Source organism: Kutzneria sp. NPDC052558, assembly GCF_044547355.1.
Classification (GTDB): domain Bacteria; phylum Actinomycetota; class Actinomycetes; order Mycobacteriales; family Pseudonocardiaceae; genus Kutzneria.
Window position 1 is genome coordinate 1 of sequence record NZ_JBIUAG010000043.1, and the last position, 16,786, is coordinate 16,786.

Here is a 16,786-nt window from a genome sequence, read left to right on the forward strand (position 1 = left end):
GACCGCGGCATCGGCGGCCCCATCCTGTCCGCCTCCTCCTACTTCATGAAGTCGCCGCCGGAGCAGTACTCCGACTCGCAGGCCCACGACGCCGTCGAGAAGTTCATCCGCGGCGAGCTGGAGCGCTAGAACTCGCCGTGCGGTGATCGGTCCAGACAGCAGGTGAACCAGTCGAACAGCGACTCCCGCACCTGTGCCACGTACGACGACGCTGCTGGATGGTCGGCGTCGAACCATCGCCCGAGCACGATCACGGCGACGCGTTCGGCGCCGGCCAGCCGCAGCCGGGCCGCCGCGGACTGGGCGTTGGCTCCGGTGGTCCAGGTGTCGTCCACCAGGAGCACCCGCAAGCCAGTCAGATCCGCGTCGGTGTCGAAGCGCGACGGATCGAAAACCCGGTTCCCGCGATCAGCGCCGACGCGAAGCAGGTTGCGGTAGCGCTGACTGGTTTGCCCGATGGTCCGGCCGAGCATCGCGCTCAGTGGATGCGGCGCCAGACCTCTGGTGCTTGGCACCGAGGTCACGACGTCGAACCGCGGCGCAGGCCACGGCGACACACCGCTCGTGGCCGCGGAGGTAGTTCGCCAACACCGCGGCCAGTCGGCGCTGTTTCTCTTTCCGCACCGCCTCGCGGGGCGAGCGCTTGTACTGGTGGAGGTCGTCGGCGAACTGTTTGCCGGCGAATGCCACCGATATCGGCACGACAATGTCGGCCAGCAGGTCGGCCGCCGCCTCGCGGTGCGAATTGCATCGATAGCACCGCCGGTGCGGCCCGGACACATCGCGATGACACGTCGCGCACACGCCCGGGCCGGATGGCGGCACGGGCACCAGGATGTTTCGGTAACTCTCAGCCAACCAGGACAACGGATTCAGACCTGGACCATCTCCGCGGTCAGTTCGCCGAGCACGCGGAGCAAATGCTCAGGACCTTCCAGGACGGTCGTGTTCGGCCGGTTGGCGAGGTCGACCGCCCACTTGTTGACCAGCACCTCAGGTAGCAGAAAGACGTGACGGCCGTGCTCGACGGCGATTCGGGCCTGGATCCGCGCGCCGCTGTGCTCCCCGGCCTCGACGACGACGGTGGCGATGCTGCAACCGCTCATCACCGCATTGCGCATCGGGAACTGATGTTTCGCCGGGCCGGCGTCCGGCCAGAACTGGGACAGCACCGCGCCGGTCCGGGCGATCTCGTTCTGGAGCTCCGCGTTCTCGGCCGGATAGCAGTGCCGAAGGCCGGTGCCGACTACCGCGACCGTGCGCGTTCCAGCATCGATCGCCGCCCTGTGGGCGGCGGTGTCGATCCCGGCGGCCAGGCCGCTCATCACCGGGAAGCCGTTGTTCGCCAGGGTGCTGGCAACAGCTCTCGCCCGCCGCAGCCCGGCGGCGCTGGCCTGTCGGCTGCCCACCACGGAGACCGCCGTGACGTCCTCGGCATCGACCATGCCACGGTAGGTCAGAAACGGAGGATGCTGGTGCACCAGCATCAGCTGCACCGGGTAGTCCTGGTCCAGGACGGTGGTCACGCGAATGCCCTCGGCCAACCAACTGTCGATCTCGTCGGCCGTTCGCCTCAGATCCGCGTCCAGGTCACGGTCGACGTGGTCCAGCGTCGGAGTGTTCGGGGCCAGGAGATCGTCCAGGATCTCCAGTGCGGAGCCGGCGTCCTCGACGGCGGCCGTCACGGCCGCCCAACCGCGATCGCTGTGTCGCAGTGCGAGCAGCAGCGCGGCTTGTTCGAGGTTGTCCGCCACCAGCTCATCCTAGTCGAACGCGGGTTCGAGACCGTCGGGCGAACGTCCGGACACAGTAGCTGGTGTCGCCCGTTCGGGTGCTGGCAGGATGCGCGGAGTGCGCATCCTGATGCCCTTGCCGGATCACGACTTCGATGTCACCGAGGTGGCGGTGCCGTGGCGGTTGCTGACCGATGCGGGCCACCAGGTGGTGTTCAGCACGGAGCGGGCCGGGGTGAGACCGGCGGCGGATCCGCGGCTGCTCACGGGCGTGATCTTCGGGCAGTTGGGGGCCGAGCCGGAGCCGAAGCGGTTCTATCAGGAGCTGACGGGCGACGCGGGGTTCGCGGCGCCGATCGCCTGGGAGGCGATCGAGCCGTCGGACTATGACGGCCTGATCCTGGCCGGCGGGCACGCCCCGGGCATGCGGCAGTACCTGGGCAGCGCCGAGTTGCAGGCGAAGGTGGCGGACTTCTGGCGGCTGGAGCGGCCGGTGGGCGCGATCTGCCACGGGGTGATCGTGCTGGCCCGGGCGGGCGTGCTGGCGGGACGGCGCACGACGTGCCTGCCCAAGTACATGGAGCGCATGGCCTACTTCTCGACGGCGTGGCGGCTGGGCCGCTACTACCGGACGTATCCGGCGTACGTCGAGGACGAGGTGCGCGCGACCGGCGCGAGATTCGAGAGAGGACCGATCACCTCGGCGAGAGGCACGGCGACCGACGACGGCCCGGCCTTCACCGTGCAGGACGGCAACTACGTCTCGGCCCGCTGGCCCGGGGACGCCTACCTGTTCGCGCGCCGGTTCGATCACCTCCTGACGACCTGACGTGCGCGAGGAGTGGCTCGACCCGGACGATGCCCAGCTGAGCTGGGACGGCCTGGTCGAACTCCGGCGCGTCGGCGAGTGGTGGCAGCCGCTGCGGCTGCCGTCCGGCCGGATCCCGACGGCGAGGCTGGCGGAGCTGGCCCGGATGCCGGCGGGAGTGCGCGTGGGCATGCGCACCGACGCGCGCCTGTTATCCATGCCGCTGTTCGGCGACCCGGACTACTCGTCGCCGGTGGACGTGCTGGTCGACGGCCAGCTGGCGCACCGGATGGCGGTCAAGCCGGGCGAGCAGGTGCTGACGGTGGCGCTGCCGGGCCAGCCGGCGAACGTCGACGTGTGGCTGCCGAACTACGGCGCCACCTTGGTCGGTCGCCTGCGGCTGGCGGCGCACAGCATGGTCCGGCCGATGACCCGCACCGGCCCGCACTGGGTGGCGTACGGCAGCGCGATCACGCAGTGCCGGCTGGTCGACGGCCCGAGCCAGACCTGGACCGCGGAGGTGGCGCGCCGGCACGGATGGCGGCTGACCTGCCTGGGTTTCTCCGGAGAATGCCATCTCGATCCGGTGGTCGCGCACACCATCCGTGAACAGCATCCCGACCTGGTGACGCTGGGCGTCGGCCTGGACATCCATCACGCGGCGAGCTTCAGCCGGCGCACCCTCGGCCCGGCGCTGGAGGCCTTCCTGGACGTGCTCGCCGACCAGCCGGTCGTGGTGGTCACGCCGCCGTTGGCCCCGGCCCGCGAGCAGGTGGTCAACTCGGTGGGCCTGACGCTGGCCGACATCCGCGGCCTGGTCGCCGAGGCGGCCAGCGGCGTGAGCGTGATCGACGGGCGCGACCTGGTCTACGCCGATCTCGTGGTGGACGGCCTGCATCTGGGACCGGAGGGCTACCAGTCGCTGGCCGAGCGGATTTCCCCGCTGCTGATCGCGGAGCTGGGTCAGAAGCCGGCGGCGGCGTACTCGGCGTAGTCGGTGGGCGGCGCGACGTCGACCCGGCTGCACTCGGTGTTGCCGGCCCGGGTCTTGGGCCACTGGGTCAGGTAGTAGATCTGCCGGCCGGTCCGGCGCGCCGCCTCGGCGAAGCCGGCGGCGGCGTCCTTGTCGTCGTAGTACGCCTCGCCGATGATCACCGGCTGGGTGGACAGGCCCTGCTGCCGCAGCTGCTGGTCGTTGTAGGCGAACAGGGCGGACTCGTCGCCGTAGATGTGAATGTCCATGATGGACGGTGGCTTGTCGCCGTACATCTTGCCCACGTTGAGAACCTGGCCCTGGTCGTTGCCGTAGATGGAGAAGCCGACGGTGTCGGCCCGGCCGAACTGCGCCGTGTACGCCTGCCACAGCTGCTGGTCGTAGCGCAGCACCAGGGGCTGGTCGGTGGAGGCGGTCAGCTCGCCGCCGAGGTCGAGGTGGAACGGCAGCCCGGCGGCCGCGATGATCGGGTGCAGGGACCGGATCAGCTGCCAGTTCTCCTGGTACAGCTCCTCCTGCCAGGACGACCAGGTCCGCGGGTCGTTGCCGTCGGAGGGATGCAGCACGACGGTGATCTCGGCGAAGCCGGCCTGTTTGACGGCGGCCAGCAGCCCGGCCAGGTTCTCCTGGCCCTGCGGCGTCAGCCGGCCGTCGGTGGAGTCCATCGCGGTGCCGTCGTCCGGGCCGTGGTGGTGGTAGACGCCGATGGACAGCCGGTTCTGGCCCGCGTGCTTCATGCCGGCCAGCTGGTAGGCGATGATTGTCGGTGCCTTGTTGAACGCGTCGACCACCTGGTACGGCTGCCGGTAGCAGCCGTCCAGGTAGTAGTAGTCGTAGTTGGAGCCGCCGGAGACGGCCGGCGGCGGCGCGACCGGATCGGCCCCGGCCGGGGGCGCCAGCGTCGTGACGAGCAGGGTGACCCCCGCGACGACCAGTGTCCGAGTGCCCATGACGGAACCCCCGTCCGGTCGCGACTGTGCTCTTCGGCCGAGCCTGACACCGTGGCCGGGATCCGACCGGCGCACGACGGCCCATTTCACCGCTTCGGGTGGGTTTTCGCAGGTTAGGCCGCGTGATCGCAGGTCGTGCAGCTGCAGTCCGCGCAGGTGCAGGCGCTGCACGAGTCGGAGCAGTTCGCGCACTGGCAGGTGGCATGGTTGCACGTGGCGCATGCGCAGTCGGCGCAGGTGCAGTTCGCGCAGGAGTCGTTGCAGTTGGCGCATGCGCACGCCGAGCACTCGTCGTAGTGCACGCCGTCGCCCGCGTTGTGCTCGCGGTGCACGTGGCCGTTGTGCAGGTAGTCCACGTGGTCGGCGTGGACCACGGCCTCGTGCCCGCAGCCCGGTCCGTGGGTGTGCCTGTGCTGTTCAGCCGGCCTGTGCTCGGTCGCGATGGTCATGCGTCCGATGCTCATATGCGCACTTGTGCACGACCATCCGAAGTACGGCCGTTCGCCCGAACGAGTTAGCTTGGGGATCATGACCTCCCGACCGACCGCCCTGATCACCGGAGCCTCCCGGGGCATCGGCGCCGCCATCGCCGCCGCCCTGGCCCCCACCCACCACCTGCTGCTCGGCGGCCGCGACGTCGAGGCGCTCAAGGCCGTCGCCGCCGGATTCCCGTCGGCCAGTCCCTGGCCGGTCGAACTCACCGACCCCGAGGCCCTCGCCACGGCCACCTCGGCTCTCGACCGCCTGGACGTCCTCGTCCACAGCGCCGGCGTCGCCACCCTCGGCACGCTGGCCGAGACCCCCGTCGAGGTCTGGCGATCCACCCTGGAGATCAACGTCGTCGCCGTCGCCGAGCTCACGCGCCACCTGCTGCCCGCCCTGCGCGCCGCCGCCGGCCAGGTCGTGCTCATCAACTCCGGCGCCGGCCTCAACGCCAACCCCAACTGGGGCGCCTACGCCGCCAGCAAGTTCGCCCTCCGCGCCTTCGCCGACGTCCTGCGGGCCGAGGAGCCCCGGCTGCGCGTCACCTCCGTCTACCCCGGCCGCACCGCCACCGACATGCAGCGCGAGATCCGTGAAAGCGAAGGCAGCGCCTACACGCCCGACGACTACCTGACGCCCGAGACCGTCGCCCAGGCCGTCACCTTCGCCCTGCTCGCGCCCCCGGACGCCCACGTCAACGAGATCAACGTCCGCCCCCGCTCCCGCTAGCCGCCGATGGGGTCCGGATCGTCGAATGGGGTGCCCACGAACGGGATTCGACGCAGGTCGTCGAGTGTGCCGGTGAGTCCGGCCAAGGCGCACACGACGAGTGTGTGCGGCGGAAAGCCCGGCGTTGACATGGGGGATCACGCTATCGAAGGCGTGGTGCGGGCGACGTGGGTGTCGAGCAGGTCGAGCAGCCTGAGCACGGCGGGGTGTTCGGCGACGGCGTCGCGGACGCGGACGGAGATGCCGCGGCGGGGCGTGGGGTTGACGATCGGCACGGCGACGGTGGACTCGGGCAGCGTGCCGAGGCCAAGTCGCGGGATGACGGTGATGCCCATGCCCTCGGCCACGAACTTGATCGCGGTGGGGTAGTCCTGGGTCTCGATGTGGAAGGCGGGGCTGAAGCCGACGGTGGAGCAGGCGTCGAGCACCATCTGCCGGCAGGCGCCGCGGGCCACGTCGTTGTCGACCCAGGCCTCGTCGCGCAGCTCGGCTAGGTCGATCTCGGCCCGGCTGGCCAGGGCGGAGGACTTCGGCACGACGGCGAGGTACGGCTCGGTGAGCAGCGCCCGCACCCGATAGCCCCGGGTGTCGCCGGACTGCGCGCCGTCGACGAAGATCTCGACGTCTGGCGGCCCGGCGTCCGAGCCGACCAGCTCGATCAGCCGCAGGTCCAGGCGCAGCCCGGGGAACTCGCGGGCGAGGGCGGCGACCATGGGCGGGATCCAGACGGCCCCGGCCGAGGCGAAGTAGCTCACGGACAGGGCGCCGACCCGGCCGGCCCGCAGGTCGGAGACGACCGACTCCAGCTCGGCGAGCCGTTCGAAGACCCGGGCGGCGTGGGCCGCGACGGTGCGGCCGGCGACGGTCGGCTCGATGCTCCGGCCGGAGCGCTGGACCAGCGTGAGGCCGGTTTCCCTTTGCAGCGCGGTGATGTGCTGGCTGATCGCTGACGGCGTGTAGCCGAGGCTGGTCGCGGCGCCGCGGATCGAGCCGTCCGCCACGACCGCCCGCAGCACCCGGAGCCGGTGAATGTCCACGCCCCGACACTACAGTCGTACTGAACAATGCGGCAGGTTTTCTTGCTTGTGCTTACGTTTCGGGCAAGTCATCGTCGGGGGCATGCCATCCAAGTACCGCGCCCTGGCCGCCGTCGTGACGACCGTGCTTCTCTGGGCCTCCGCCTTCGTGGTCATCCGCGTGCTCGGCGAGGAACTCTCCCCCGGATCACTGGCCTTCGCCCGTCTCGTGGTCGGCACGGTCGCGCTGGCTCTGGTGGCCCTTCGCCACCGCCGGCCCCTGCCCCGCGGACGGGCGCTCGCCTTCGTGCTCGGCTACGGCGTGCTGTGGTTCGCCGGCTACACCGTCGTGCTCAACTGGGCCGAGCGGCACCTGGACGCCGGCACCGCCGCACTGCTGGTGAACGTCGCGCCGATCCTGGTCGCCGTGGTCGCCGGCGTCCTCTTCCGCGAGGGCTTCCCGCGCCCGGTCATGATCGGCATGCTCGTCGCATTCACCGGTGTCCTCGTGATCGCCGTCGGCGGTGGCGGCGGCGGTGTGGTGGACACGCTGGGCATCGGGCTGGGCCTGGTCTCCGCCGTGCTCTACGCCGCCGGGGTGCTGATGCAGAAGGTCGCGCTGCGCTCGGTGGACGCCGTCACCGCCACCTGGGTCGGCTGCGCCGCCGGCCTGGTCGCCACCCTGCCGTTCGCCCCGCAGGCCGTGGTCGAGCTCTCCCACGCCTCCGCCGGCTCGATCGCCGGGGTCGTGTTCCTGGGGATCGGCCCCACCGCCATCGCCTTCACAACCTGGGCCTATGCCCTGGCCCGGACCGACGCCGGCCGCATGGCCGCCACCACGCTCTGCGTCCCGGGCATCGCCGTGCTGGTCTCCTGGGTGACGCTCGGCGAGATGCCCACCGCCCTGGGCCTGCTCGGCGGCGCACTCTGCCTGACCGGCGTCGCCATCAGCCGCCGCAAGCCCCGAGTCGTCGAGCCCGTCCCCGCGCAGGTCGCCGACGAACCCTGCGAATCAGCCGCCTAGGGCGCCTGCGGCCGCCCGACCGCAGGCGCCGCTGATCAGGCGTCGAGCAGGCGGCGGGTGACCTTGTGGACCTCGGCCGCGGCGGCGGCGCGGTCGACCTGGGTGGCCTCACCGGCGGCGACGACCTGGTCGCCGGCGACCCAGACGTCACGGACGCGGCGGGAGCCGGCGGCCCAGACGAGGTTGGACAGCAGCTGGGGGGAGGGCACGTCGATGCCGGCGGCGAAGGCGGGGTCGTCCAGGTCGACGTGGACGAGGTCGGCCCAGCAGCCGGGGGCGAGGGTGCCGATGTCGTGCCGGCCGATGGCGGCGGCGCCGTCGCGGGTGGCCATGAGCAGAGCCTGGGCGGCGGTGAGGGCGGCGGCGTCGGAGCCGGCGAGGCGGGCCAGCATGGCGGAGAGCTGGATCTCCTCCCACAGGTCGAGGTCGTCGTTGCTGGCCGGACCGTCGGTGCCGAGGCCGACGGGCACGCCGTGGCGGCGCAGGTCGGCCAGGCGGGCGATGCCGGAGGCGAGCTTGGCGTTGGAGCCGGGGCAGTGTCCGACGCCGACGCCGTTGGCGGCGTAGAGCTGGATGTCCACATCGGACAGATGCACGGAGTGGGCGGTGATGACCCGGCCGCCGAACACGCCGAGGGAGTTGAGCAGCAGCGGAACCGAGCCGTGCTCCTCCCGCAGGTGGGCGTCCTCGGCCAGCGACTCGGCGACGTGGATGTGCAGCAGGGCGGAGCGCTGCTTGGCCTCGGCGGCGATGACGGGCAGGGCCTCGGCGGGCAGGGTGTAGGCGGAGTGCGGCCCGTAGCCGAGCTCGATGCGCTCCCCGGGCCCGAACCGCAGCCCGTCGGCGTCGATCCACGCGCTGATCTGGTCGGTCATGTGCAGCCAGCTGCCCAGCCGGTCCCAGCCGGGCGCGGCGATGACGGCGGGGGTGAGCACCATGCGGGAGCCGACCTCCAGCACGGACTCGACCATGGGCTCGCCGTAGAAGTACATCTCGACGCTGGTGGTGACGCCGTGCCGCAGCATCTCCAGTGCCCCGAGCCGCATGCCGGCCCGCACGTCGTCGCCGTCGAGCCGGCCCTCGGCCGGCCAGATGACGTCCTGCAGCCACGACATCAGCGGCAGGTCGCCGCCCATGCCGCGCAGCACGGTCATGGGGCTGTGGGCATGGGTGTTGATCAGGCCGGGCAGCAGGATGCCGGAAAGCTCCCGCACGGCGACGCCGGCGGAGAGCTCAGGGGCGTTGGACGCGGGCCCGACATAGCCGAGCCGGCCGTCGGCGCCGACGTCGACCACGGCGTCGCGCACGACGGAGCAGTTGGCGTCACAGGGCAGCATGACCGGGGCGTGTAGCCGGAAAGCCTGATCCATGACCGGATTCTGTCATCCCCCGAGCGGCAGCCGGGCGACGACCGTCCAGCCCCCGTCCCCGCCGGGACCGGCGCTGAACTGGCCTCCGAGCAGCTCGACCCGCTCCCGCATGCCGACCAGACCGAAGCCGCCGGACCCGCCGACCGGGGCGGCGAGCTGACCGGTTCCGTCGTCGGCGACCCGCACACGCACGCAACCGTCGACGGTTCGGACGTCCACATCGATCCGGCTGACGCCGGCGGCGTGCTTGCGGGCGTTGGTGAGCGACTCCTGCACGAGCCTGATCACCGACTGCGCCAACTCGGGGGGCACGGCCTCGGAAAGCTGCACGTCCAGCCGCACCGGCCCGCCGACCTGCTCGACGGTGCGCCGGATCTGGGCGGCCAGCTCGTCGTTGTCGCGGCTGGTCGGGGTGGCCTCGGTGCCGCGCAGGGTGCCGACGAGCCGGCGCATGGCGGCCAGCGCCTCGTGCCCGCTGGCGGTGATGATCGGCAGCACCTGCCGGGCGGCGTCCGGGTTCTGGTCGACGATGGCCTCGGCGGCCTGGGAGTGCACGACGATGCCGGTGACGTAGTGGGCGACGACGTCGTGCAGCTCCCGGGCCAGGGCCAGCCGCTCGGCCTGCTGCGCGGCGGCGACCGAGGCTTCCTCGCTCTTGCGTCGTTCCCGGTCGCGGGCGCGGAAGTACAGGCCGGTGCCGATGGCGATGCCGAACAGGACGGTCGCGACCGCGATCAGGTTGGGCAGGCCGTAGTCGCCGGCGGCGTTCAGGTAGTTCATGCGGTCCAGGTACTGCGTGATCCCCCAGGCCACGACCAACAGAATGGTGCCGATGACGGCCCGCCCGCGCGGCGCCTGCCGCACGAGGATGGCGGTGATCGCCATGCCGGCGGCCAGCGGGACGAAGTCCCCGCCGATCCTGATCAGATGGAGCCCGTGCAGCAGCAGCGCGCTGCCGGCGGTGGCGATGGACGCGGCCAGCGCGGCGTCGAAGGGCCGGCGCGGCGAGACCACGGCCAGCACGGCGACGACAAGATCGGCCGGCAGTTGCAGCCAGACCCCCGGCTCCAGCCCGCGCCACGACACCATCTCCCCCGCGATGATCACGAAGAGGGCGGCGGCCAGCGGCCACTGCCGGCGGGCCAACGTCCGCCAGCCGAGGTACCTGTTCTCCACGCGGGACACCGTAGGACGTAGCCGGGGCCACCGCCGTCAACCTGGAGAACGGTGCCCTGTCAGACCTGCGGCGTAGCCAGGGACGATGCCCCGGGCCGACGCCGGATGACCCTTCCGCCGGCCAGGCTTGAGCCGACATCGGAGGAAGGGGCGCGAGATGGTGACGATGGTGATGACCTGGAGCGGCGCGATTGTCGGCCTGCTGGTGCTGGCGGTCATGGTGGTGACCGGACTGCTGGTGGACGCCGAGCAGTCGTAGTCCTCAGCCCAGCTGCTTGCGCAGCAGGGCAGCCAGCCGACCGCCGTGGGGTTCGGTCGGCTGGGTGTCGGCGAAGCGCGCCGGAGTGCCCTGTCGGGCCCGCTGCGCCGTCGACGAGTCGACACGGAACGCCGGCCGGTTGCCGCCGGCCCGCTGCCGCGACCGCAGCCACGCCAGCCGGTGCAGCGCCTCGGCATGGTGGTCGGTGATGGTCACCTGGGCGGCGTCGAACGAGTGCAGCACGGCCCGGTTGAGCTCGACGGTCGCCCGGTCCCGCCACAGGGTCCGCTCGGTGCGGGTGTCCAGCCCCAGGCGCGCGGCGACCTCCCGGGCCACGGCGTACGCGCCCTCGTCGGCGAGGCTGCGGGTGCCGATCTCGGCCCCGACGAACCAGCTGTTGAACGGGGCGGCCGGATAGGTGATGCCGCCGATGACCAGCCGCATGTTGCTGATCACGGGCACGGCGTGCCAGCGCAGCCCCAGCTCCACGAACCACGCCAGGTCGGGATGCTCCAGCGGCACTTCCTGGATGACGTCCCGCGGCACGGTGAACAGCTGCGGCCCCTCGTGCGCGGTCTCCACCACCAGCGGCAGGTGGTCGAAGCGGCCGCGCTGGGTCGGCGGCCGCCAGCCCATCTTGGTGACGGCCTCGGTGAAGTCGGCGTAGCGGGGGTCGCCGACGACCCGGCCGGTGGCGTCGCGGTAGCCCGCGTACCGCACCAGCTGCTCGTTCCAGATGCACGGGCCGGGCGTGGACGGGGTGTCCGGCGCGAACACGGTGACCAGCGGCCGGATCTGGCCGCCGTTGGTGGACAGCCGCAGGTGCTGCACGCACTCGGCGGCCACGGCGGCCGAGTTGCGCAGCCCGCGTAGGTCCCGGACCTTCAGCCGTCGCCACGGCACGCCGCTGGTGCACCAGCCGCTGTCGCGCAACGCCACCCGCGCGCCGTACGCGAGCTCCTGGGGCGTGTGCCGGTAGGTTCCGGTGTCGGCGATCTCGGCGCGGGCCTCGGTCAGCCGCTGGCCCACCGGCCCGGCCTCCGGGTGCGCGTCGTGGAACATGCGGAGGAACTCCTCGGCGGCGTCGAGGTCCACGCTGTCGAGGGCAGGGAGGGTTGCCAGAGCCGTCACGGTCGGCAACCGTATCCGCCGCCTGGCCTCACGCGTCACTGCCAGAAGGGGCACAGTTCGGCCTAGTCGATCTCCGCCCGAACGGGTGAGTGTTGGACTGAGAGTGGCCGACTCGACCGGCGTCCGCGTGGACTTGAGTACCTGGTCGGGTGACCTAGTCGACCTTGGCGAACATCAGGTCGTGGCTGACGCGGCCCTCGTTGTCGGCCCGGCTCTCGAACTTGGTGACCGGCCGCCAGTCGGGTCGGGGCGCCCACCCGCCCGGCTCATCGGCGTACACGTTGCGCAACCGACTCTCGCCGCTACACACAGTCATCATCTGGTCCGCGTACTCCTCCCAGTCCGTGGCCATGTGGAACACGCCGCCGGGCTGGAGACGGGAGGCGACCAGCGCCACGAAGTCGGGCTGCACGATGCGCCGCTTGTGGTGGCGGGCCTTGGGCCAGGGGTCCGGGAAGAACAGCCGCACGCCGGCCAGCGAGTCCGGCTCGACGTGGTCGGTCAGCACGGTCACGGCGTCGCCGCGCAGCAGTCGGAGCGAGGTGACCCCGAGCACATCGGCGCGCAGGATGAGCTGGGCCAGGCCCGGCTTGTAGACCTCGACGGCGAGGTAGTTCAGCTCCGGCTGCGCGGCGGCCAGCTGCGAGGTGGTCTCGCCCATGCCCGAACCGATCTCCAGCAGCACCGGGGCGTGCCGGCCGAACCACTCGTCCAGCGCGAGCGGACCGGGCGGCAGCGCCTTGACGTCCCGGCCCAGTTCGGGCCATCGGGTGTCCCAGGCCCGCTGCTGGCCGACGGTCATCCGCTCGCCGCGCTGGACGTAGCTGACGATGGAACGGTGGTGCGGGTGCCGCTGGTCGGCCCGGTTGGCATCTGGCTGGCTCACAGTGGTGAGACTCTTCCAGATCAGGTCGCCTCGATCGCGTCCAGCCTGCTCCGGAGGTCTTCCAGGCCGCGGACGGAGATCAACTTCGGCGGGGCGCCACGATGCGCCGGCAGCACGTCCAACCAGCCGCGGTGGCGGGCGGTGAACATGACGGTGGTGGGCACGGTCGGCGCCTCGCCGGCCGCGTAGACCTCGGACGGCACGTACTCCCAGTAGCCGTCCTCCCAGGGCACGTAGACCCAGCCCGGCCGGTCGGCCAGCAGCGTGGCGACCTCGTCCTCCATGCGGAAGGCGGCCGTGCGGGTGGGCAGCCCGCCGGCGGCCAGGGCCCGCAGCCACCAGGGCGCGGGCAGGTCGGGCTCGAACTTGCTGAGCACCCGGTACAGGCCGACCACCTGTCGTTCCGGGGCCCGGTGGATCCAGGCGCGGCGGATGTCCTCGGGTCCGGTCGCATCGGCCAGTTCGCCGGCCAGCTCGACTGCCTGTGACCACTCCAGCGTGGCCAGGGGCTCCACCCGCACTTGCTTCTTCACGTTTCGACGTGGGTGCGATTCGGTCACCGCCACCGCTCACCTCCAAGGGCTGCCTGACGGGATAAATCGATACGATCACTTTCCGCGCGTTTTCGCACGTTCCTGTGCGGGAGTTCACGTGGTCTTCATGCACTTCTTACGCCATTCGAGCGGCCGAACCACTTCACGCGACATGGTCTGGACCAAATGGCTGATCAGTCGGCATGGCACTCGACCGCGTCCCCGGTGCGGTGCAGGTAGGCGTCCTCCAACGTGCCCCGCCGCGGGCTCAACTCGTGCAGCACCACGCCGTGGGCGGCGGCCAGCTCGCCGATCTGGGCGGCGTCGAGGCCCGCGACCACAAGTGCGCCAGGCTCGTGTCGCACCGTCGCACCCTTGTGGACCAATGCCGTCTGCAATCGTTCCACCTGTGCGGTCCGAACCCGCACCGAGGACTCGGTGGCCTCGCTGATGAATTGGGCGGTCGGGCATAACGCGATCAGCCGGCCGCGGCCGATCACGATCAGCTCGTCGGCGGTCTGGGCCATTTCCGCGAGCAGGTGGCTGGACACCAGCACGGTCCGGCCGTTGTCGGCCATGGTCCGCATCAGCCGGCGCACCCAGGCGATGCCCTGCGGGTCCAGGCCGTTGACCGGCTCGTCGAACACCAGCACCTGCGGGTCGCCGAGCAGGGCGGCGGCGATGCCCAGCCGCTGCGACATGCCCAGCGAGAAGTCGCCGGCCGGGCTGCGCGCCGCCTTGGCCAAGCCGACCAGCTCCAGCACCTCGTCCACGCGCCCGCGGGGCAGGTCGGCGGCCCGGGCCAGCCAGCGCAGGTGGTTGCGGGCGGTCCGGTGCGGGTGCACCCACTTCGCGTCCAGCAGGCCGCCGATCACGCGGGACGGCCGCGGCAGGTCCTCGAAGCGCTTTCCGTCGATCAGCACGAAGCCGGTGTCGGGCCGGTCCAGGCCCAGCACCATCCGCATCGCGGTGGACTTGCCGGCCCCGTTCGGCCCGAGGAAGCCGGTGACCACGCCTGGCCGGGCGGTAAAGGACAGATCGTCGACGGCGACGGTCCGGCCGTAGCGTTTGGTCAGCCCCACCGCTTCGATCATGTCGCCGATGATCCCAGCAACAGGGCCGGATGCGGCAAGGGTCCGGGCCGCCCCCCGATCGGCGGTCCGGACCCTCGCCCGAGCGGGCCCCGATTCCCACTCGTTCCCCAGCCCCTGTACCGGTGTGACGACACACGTGCGCCGCCATGACGCGGTTCAGGCGTCTCTTTTTTCGACCACCACCAGGGCCGCCACCAGCAGGGCCGCGGCGACCGCGGCGAAGTACGCCAGGCCACCCCACGGGCCGTAGGGCAGGCCCTTGTCCACGGTGCTGGCGAACTGGCCGGCGGCCACGAACGGCATCCACTCGTGCAGCTGGTCGCCCACCCGCGGAATGATCTCCACCAGCTGCTCGACCAGCAGCGGGAACACCAGCAGGACGGCCACGGCGGCGGCGCTCTGGCGCAGCAGCGCCCCCACGGCCATGGCCAGCACGGCGGCGATCGCGTACACCAGGCCCATGCCGGCGATCTCCCGCCACTGCGCGCCGGTGACGATGTCGGTGGCCGGGCTGCCGGTGATCAGCCGGGCCGCGCCCCACGACCCGAACGACGACACCTCGCCGACCGCCCCGGCCACCAGGGCCAGCACCGTCGCCTTGGCCAGCAGCGCCCGGGACCGGCTGGGCACCGCCTGGAAGGTCGCCTTGATGGTGCCGAAGCGGTACTCGGTGGTGACCGACAGCGTGGCCATCACCATGATCACCACCAGGCCCAGGATGTACATGGTCTGCGTGCCCTCGGGCGAGACCGTGCCGTCGCGGGCGGTCAGCGACACCAGCCCGGCGGTGACGCCGATGGTCAGCGCCAGCGCGGTGGCGATGCACCACACCGGGGCGCGAGTGGAGAACAGCTTGATGCGTTCGACGGCGAGCAGCGTCATGCCACGGTCACCTCGTCCGCCTGGTACTCGACCGCGTGGCCGGTCAACCGCATGAACGCCTCCTCAAGCGAACCCTGCTGCGGGCTCAGCTCGTGCAGCACGACGCCGTGCGTCGCGGCCATCTCCCCGATCTGGTCGCTGCTGCCGCCGCTGATCACCAACGCGTCATCCTCGGTGTTACGCACCGACATGCCCCACTGGATCAGCACCTCGGCCAGCTTCGCCACCTGCGGACTGCGCACCAGCACGGTGGTCTCGGTGGCGCCGTCGATGAAGCGGGCGGTGCTGCCCTGGGAGATCAACTGCCCCCGGCCGATGACGATCAGGTCCTCGGCGGTCTGGGCCATCTCCGAGAGCAGGTGGCTGGACACCAGTACGGTGCGGCCCTGCCCGGCCAGGCCCTGCATGAACCGTCGGATCCACAGGATGCCCTCCGGGTCGAGGCCGTTGACCGGCTCGTCGAACAGCAGCACCTGCGGGTCGCCGAGCAGGGCGGCGGCGATGCCCAGCCGCTGTGACATGCCCAGCGAGAAGCTACCGGCCCGCTTGTCCGCGACGGCGGTCAGCCCGACCTGGGCCAGCACCTCGTCCACCCGGGACTTCGGCAGCCGGCTGGCCTTGGCCAGCCAGCGCAGGTGGTTGCGGGCCGAGCGGTTGGGGTGCACCCACTTGGCGTCCAGCAGCGCGCCGACCGAGCGCATCGGGTGCCGCAGCTGCTGGTACGGCCGGCCGTCGATCAGCACGCGGCCCTCGGTCGGACGGTCGAGGCCGAGGATCATGCGCATGGTCGTGGACTTGCCGGCGCCGTTCGGCCCCAAGAAGCCGGTCACCCGCCCGGGCTGGACCGTGAACGACAGATCCCGCACGGCCACGGTGCGCCCGTAGCGTTTGGTCAGGCCGATTGCCTCGATCATGAGTGCAAGCATGCCCGGGCGCGCAGTCATCGGACATCGGCCCCGGGGGCGATCCCGGGTAGTACTCGCGTAGGACCGCTACGGTCGGTCGTATGGCTGAGACCGACAACGGCTGGTGGCGGGAATTCATCGAGGAACTGCCGGCCAGGACCGCGAAACTGGCGGTGGTGCGCAAGGACGGATCGCCGCACGTGGCCCCGATCTGGGTGGCGCTGGACGGCGACACCATCGTGTTCAACACGGGCCGGGATTCGCTGAAGGGCAAGTCGATCCTGCGGGACGGCCGAGTGGCCCTCAGCTTCGACGACGAGCGGCCGCCGTTCAGCTTCGTGCTGGTCCGGGGCCGGGCCGAGGTGGTCGAGGACCTGGCCCAGGTGCGCCACTGGGCCGGCGTGATCGGCGGCCGCTACATGGGCGCGGACCGGGCCGACGAGTACGGCGAGCGCAACGGCGTGCCCGGCGAGCTGCTGGTCCGCGTGGTCGACGCCAAGATCACCGCCGCCAAGGACATCGCGAGCTGAGCAGCGCCGGGCAGGGGGCATTCCGAGGAATGCCCCCTCCCAGGCATCAATGCCGGAGCATCACGGGAAAGCCGGGTCGACGCCGTCGGTCAGCGCCGGGAAGGCCGGGTCGACGCCGTTGGTGACCACCGGCGCGCCGGTCGTCGGCGCGGGCGCGGCCAGGGCCGGCCCGGCGCAGATGGCGAGTGTGATGAGCACGGCGAAGCCGACAATGGTCTTGCGCACGGCGATCCCCCCTCGGATCCGGGACAGAGAATCCGACGATAGCCGGGGGATCGCCGAT

The 16,786-nt window shown here is 71.4% G+C and carries 19 protein-coding genes and 1 pseudogene; 7 read left to right on the top strand and 13 right to left on the bottom strand.

What is annotated here, in order from left to right; all coding sequences use genetic code 11:
- A pseudogene (locus ACIG5F_RS43795) lies at positions 1-129 on the top strand (inositol-3-phosphate synthase); the annotation flags it as partial.
- Here the strand turns inward: ACIG5F_RS43795 and ACIG5F_RS43800 are convergent.
- Together ACIG5F_RS43800 and ACIG5F_RS43805 are read right to left on the bottom strand one after the other, a co-directional pair.
- The gene (locus tag ACIG5F_RS43800; RefSeq protein WP_396526162.1) at positions 126-515 is read right to left on the bottom strand and encodes a hypothetical protein; all 390 of its coding nucleotides are present in this window, start codon (positions 513-515) and stop codon (positions 126-128) included. The pseudogene ACIG5F_RS43795 and the gene ACIG5F_RS43800 overlap by 4 nt on opposite strands.
- Positions 516-872: 357 nt before the next feature.
- Positions 873-1,754, bottom strand: coding sequence for a DNA-processing protein DprA (locus ACIG5F_RS43805; protein ID WP_396526163.1), 882 nt, complete (start codon positions 1,752-1,754; stop codon positions 873-875).
- Between the two features lie 88 nt (positions 1,755-1,842).
- Here ACIG5F_RS43805 and ACIG5F_RS43810 point away from each other — a divergent pair, with 88 nt between their 5' ends.
- Positions 1,843-2,562, top strand: coding sequence for a type 1 glutamine amidotransferase domain-containing protein (locus tag ACIG5F_RS43810; RefSeq protein WP_396526164.1), 720 nt, complete (start codon positions 1,843-1,845; stop codon positions 2,560-2,562).
- 1 nt (position 2,563) lies between these two features.
- Positions 2,564-3,535 (top strand): hypothetical protein, encoded by a 972-nt coding sequence (locus ACIG5F_RS43815; protein ID WP_396526165.1) that lies wholly within the window; start codon positions 2,564-2,566, stop codon positions 3,533-3,535.
- Here ACIG5F_RS43815 and ACIG5F_RS43820 read toward each other — a convergent pair.
- Positions 3,505-4,485 (bottom strand): hypothetical protein, encoded by a 981-nt coding sequence (locus ACIG5F_RS43820; RefSeq protein ID WP_396526166.1) that lies wholly within the window; start codon positions 4,483-4,485, stop codon positions 3,505-3,507. The genes ACIG5F_RS43815 and ACIG5F_RS43820 overlap by 31 nt on opposite strands.
- 135 nt (positions 4,486-4,620) lie before the next feature.
- Here ACIG5F_RS43820 and ACIG5F_RS43825 point away from each other — a divergent pair, with 135 nt between their 5' ends.
- Together ACIG5F_RS43825 and ACIG5F_RS43830 are read left to right on the top strand one after the other, a co-directional pair.
- On the top strand, positions 4,621-4,782 hold the full coding sequence (locus ACIG5F_RS43825) for a hypothetical protein (RefSeq protein ID WP_396526167.1): 162 nt from the start codon (positions 4,621-4,623) through the stop codon (positions 4,780-4,782).
- A gap of 231 nt (positions 4,783-5,013) precedes the next feature.
- On the top strand, positions 5,014-5,697 hold the full coding sequence (locus tag ACIG5F_RS43830; RefSeq protein ID WP_396526168.1) for an SDR family oxidoreductase: 684 nt from the start codon (positions 5,014-5,016) through the stop codon (positions 5,695-5,697).
- A gap of 137 nt (positions 5,698-5,834) precedes the next feature.
- Here ACIG5F_RS43830 and ACIG5F_RS43835 read toward each other — a convergent pair whose 3' ends face one another.
- Complete coding sequence (locus tag ACIG5F_RS43835; protein ID WP_396526169.1) at positions 5,835-6,734, bottom strand: LysR family transcriptional regulator; 900 nt, start codon at positions 6,732-6,734, stop codon at positions 5,835-5,837.
- 82 nt (positions 6,735-6,816) lie between these two features.
- On the opposite strand from ACIG5F_RS43835, the gene ACIG5F_RS43840 reads away from it, so the two are divergent.
- Complete coding sequence (locus ACIG5F_RS43840) at positions 6,817-7,737, top strand: DMT family transporter (protein WP_396526170.1); 921 nt, start codon at positions 6,817-6,819, stop codon at positions 7,735-7,737.
- A gap of 35 nt (positions 7,738-7,772) precedes the next feature.
- Here the strand turns inward: ACIG5F_RS43840 and ACIG5F_RS43845 are convergent, their stop codons facing one another.
- From ACIG5F_RS43845 to ACIG5F_RS43880, 8 genes are all read right to left on the bottom strand, one after another.
- A complete protein-coding gene (locus ACIG5F_RS43845) occupies positions 7,773-9,107 on the bottom strand; it encodes an amidohydrolase family protein (protein WP_396526171.1) in 1,335 nt (444 codons plus the stop codon).
- A 12-nt stretch (positions 9,108-9,119) separates the two neighbouring features.
- Complete coding sequence (locus ACIG5F_RS43850; protein ID WP_396526172.1) at positions 9,120-10,283, bottom strand: sensor histidine kinase; 1,164 nt, start codon at positions 10,281-10,283, stop codon at positions 9,120-9,122.
- Positions 10,284-10,545: 262 nt separating this feature from the next.
- Entirely contained in the window at positions 10,546-11,673 is a 1,128-nt protein-coding gene (locus ACIG5F_RS43855; RefSeq protein WP_396526173.1) for a nitric oxide synthase oxygenase, read from the bottom strand.
- A 154-nt stretch (positions 11,674-11,827) separates the two neighbouring features.
- A complete protein-coding gene (gene trmB / locus ACIG5F_RS43860; protein ID WP_396526228.1) occupies positions 11,828-12,475 on the bottom strand; it encodes a tRNA (guanosine(46)-N7)-methyltransferase TrmB in 648 nt (215 codons plus the stop codon).
- A gap of 104 nt (positions 12,476-12,579) precedes the next feature.
- Complete coding sequence (locus ACIG5F_RS43865; RefSeq protein WP_396526174.1) at positions 12,580-13,092, bottom strand: hypothetical protein; 513 nt, start codon at positions 13,090-13,092, stop codon at positions 12,580-12,582.
- A gap of 194 nt (positions 13,093-13,286) precedes the next feature.
- A complete protein-coding gene (locus ACIG5F_RS43870) occupies positions 13,287-14,186 on the bottom strand; it encodes an ATP-binding cassette domain-containing protein (RefSeq protein ID WP_396526175.1) in 900 nt (299 codons plus the stop codon).
- A 156-nt stretch (positions 14,187-14,342) separates the two neighbouring features.
- Positions 14,343-15,068 (bottom strand): hypothetical protein, encoded by a 726-nt coding sequence (locus ACIG5F_RS43875; RefSeq protein ID WP_396526176.1) that lies wholly within the window; start codon positions 15,066-15,068, stop codon positions 14,343-14,345.
- Positions 15,065-15,982, bottom strand: coding sequence for an ABC transporter ATP-binding protein (locus ACIG5F_RS43880; protein WP_396526177.1), 918 nt, complete (start codon positions 15,980-15,982; stop codon positions 15,065-15,067). Before ACIG5F_RS43880 ends, ACIG5F_RS43875 begins: the two co-directional genes overlap by 4 nt.
- A 92-nt stretch (positions 15,983-16,074) precedes the next feature.
- Here ACIG5F_RS43880 and ACIG5F_RS43885 point away from each other — a divergent pair, with 92 nt between their 5' ends.
- A complete protein-coding gene (locus tag ACIG5F_RS43885) occupies positions 16,075-16,503 on the top strand; it encodes a PPOX class F420-dependent oxidoreductase (RefSeq protein WP_396526178.1) in 429 nt (142 codons plus the stop codon).
- A gap of 60 nt (positions 16,504-16,563) precedes the next feature.
- On the opposite strand, the gene ACIG5F_RS43890 is transcribed toward ACIG5F_RS43885, so the two are convergent.
- Positions 16,564-16,728 carry a hypothetical protein gene (locus ACIG5F_RS43890; RefSeq protein WP_396526179.1) on the bottom strand — a complete coding sequence of 55 codons (165 nt, stop codon included), beginning with the start codon at positions 16,726-16,728 and terminating at the stop codon, positions 16,564-16,566.
- Positions 16,729-16,786: the final 58 nt, after the last annotated feature.

What these genes read in the sequence shown, in the direction of transcription:
- ACIG5F_RS43830 (WP_396526168.1), top strand. Translation starts at nt 5,014, where the DNA reads ATGACCTCCCGACCGACCGCCCTGATCACCGGAGCCTCCCGGGGCATC.
- ACIG5F_RS43870 (WP_396526175.1), bottom strand. Translation starts at nt 14,186, where the DNA reads ATGATCGAAGCGGTGGGGCTGACCAAACGCTACGGCCGGACCGTCGCC.
- trmB (WP_396526228.1), bottom strand. Translation starts at nt 12,475, where the DNA reads ATGACCGTCGGCCAGCAGCGGGCCTGGGACACCCGATGGCCCGAACTG.
- ACIG5F_RS43810 (WP_396526164.1), top strand. Translation starts at nt 1,843, where the DNA reads ATGCGCGGAGTGCGCATCCTGATGCCCTTGCCGGATCACGACTTCGAT.
- ACIG5F_RS43885 (WP_396526178.1), top strand. Translation starts at nt 16,075, where the DNA reads ATGGCTGAGACCGACAACGGCTGGTGGCGGGAATTCATCGAGGAACTG.
- ACIG5F_RS43880 (WP_396526177.1), bottom strand. Translation starts at nt 15,982, where the DNA reads ATGATCGAGGCAATCGGCCTGACCAAACGCTACGGGCGCACCGTGGCC.
- ACIG5F_RS43845 (WP_396526171.1), bottom strand. Translation starts at nt 9,107, where the DNA reads ATGGATCAGGCTTTCCGGCTACACGCCCCGGTCATGCTGCCCTGTGAC.
- ACIG5F_RS43875 (WP_396526176.1), bottom strand. Translation starts at nt 15,068, where the DNA reads ATGACGCTGCTCGCCGTCGAACGCATCAAGCTGTTCTCCACTCGCGCC.
- ACIG5F_RS43820 (WP_396526166.1), bottom strand. Translation starts at nt 4,485, where the DNA reads ATGGGCACTCGGACACTGGTCGTCGCGGGGGTCACCCTGCTCGTCACG.
- ACIG5F_RS43840 (WP_396526170.1), top strand. Translation starts at nt 6,817, where the DNA reads ATGCCATCCAAGTACCGCGCCCTGGCCGCCGTCGTGACGACCGTGCTT.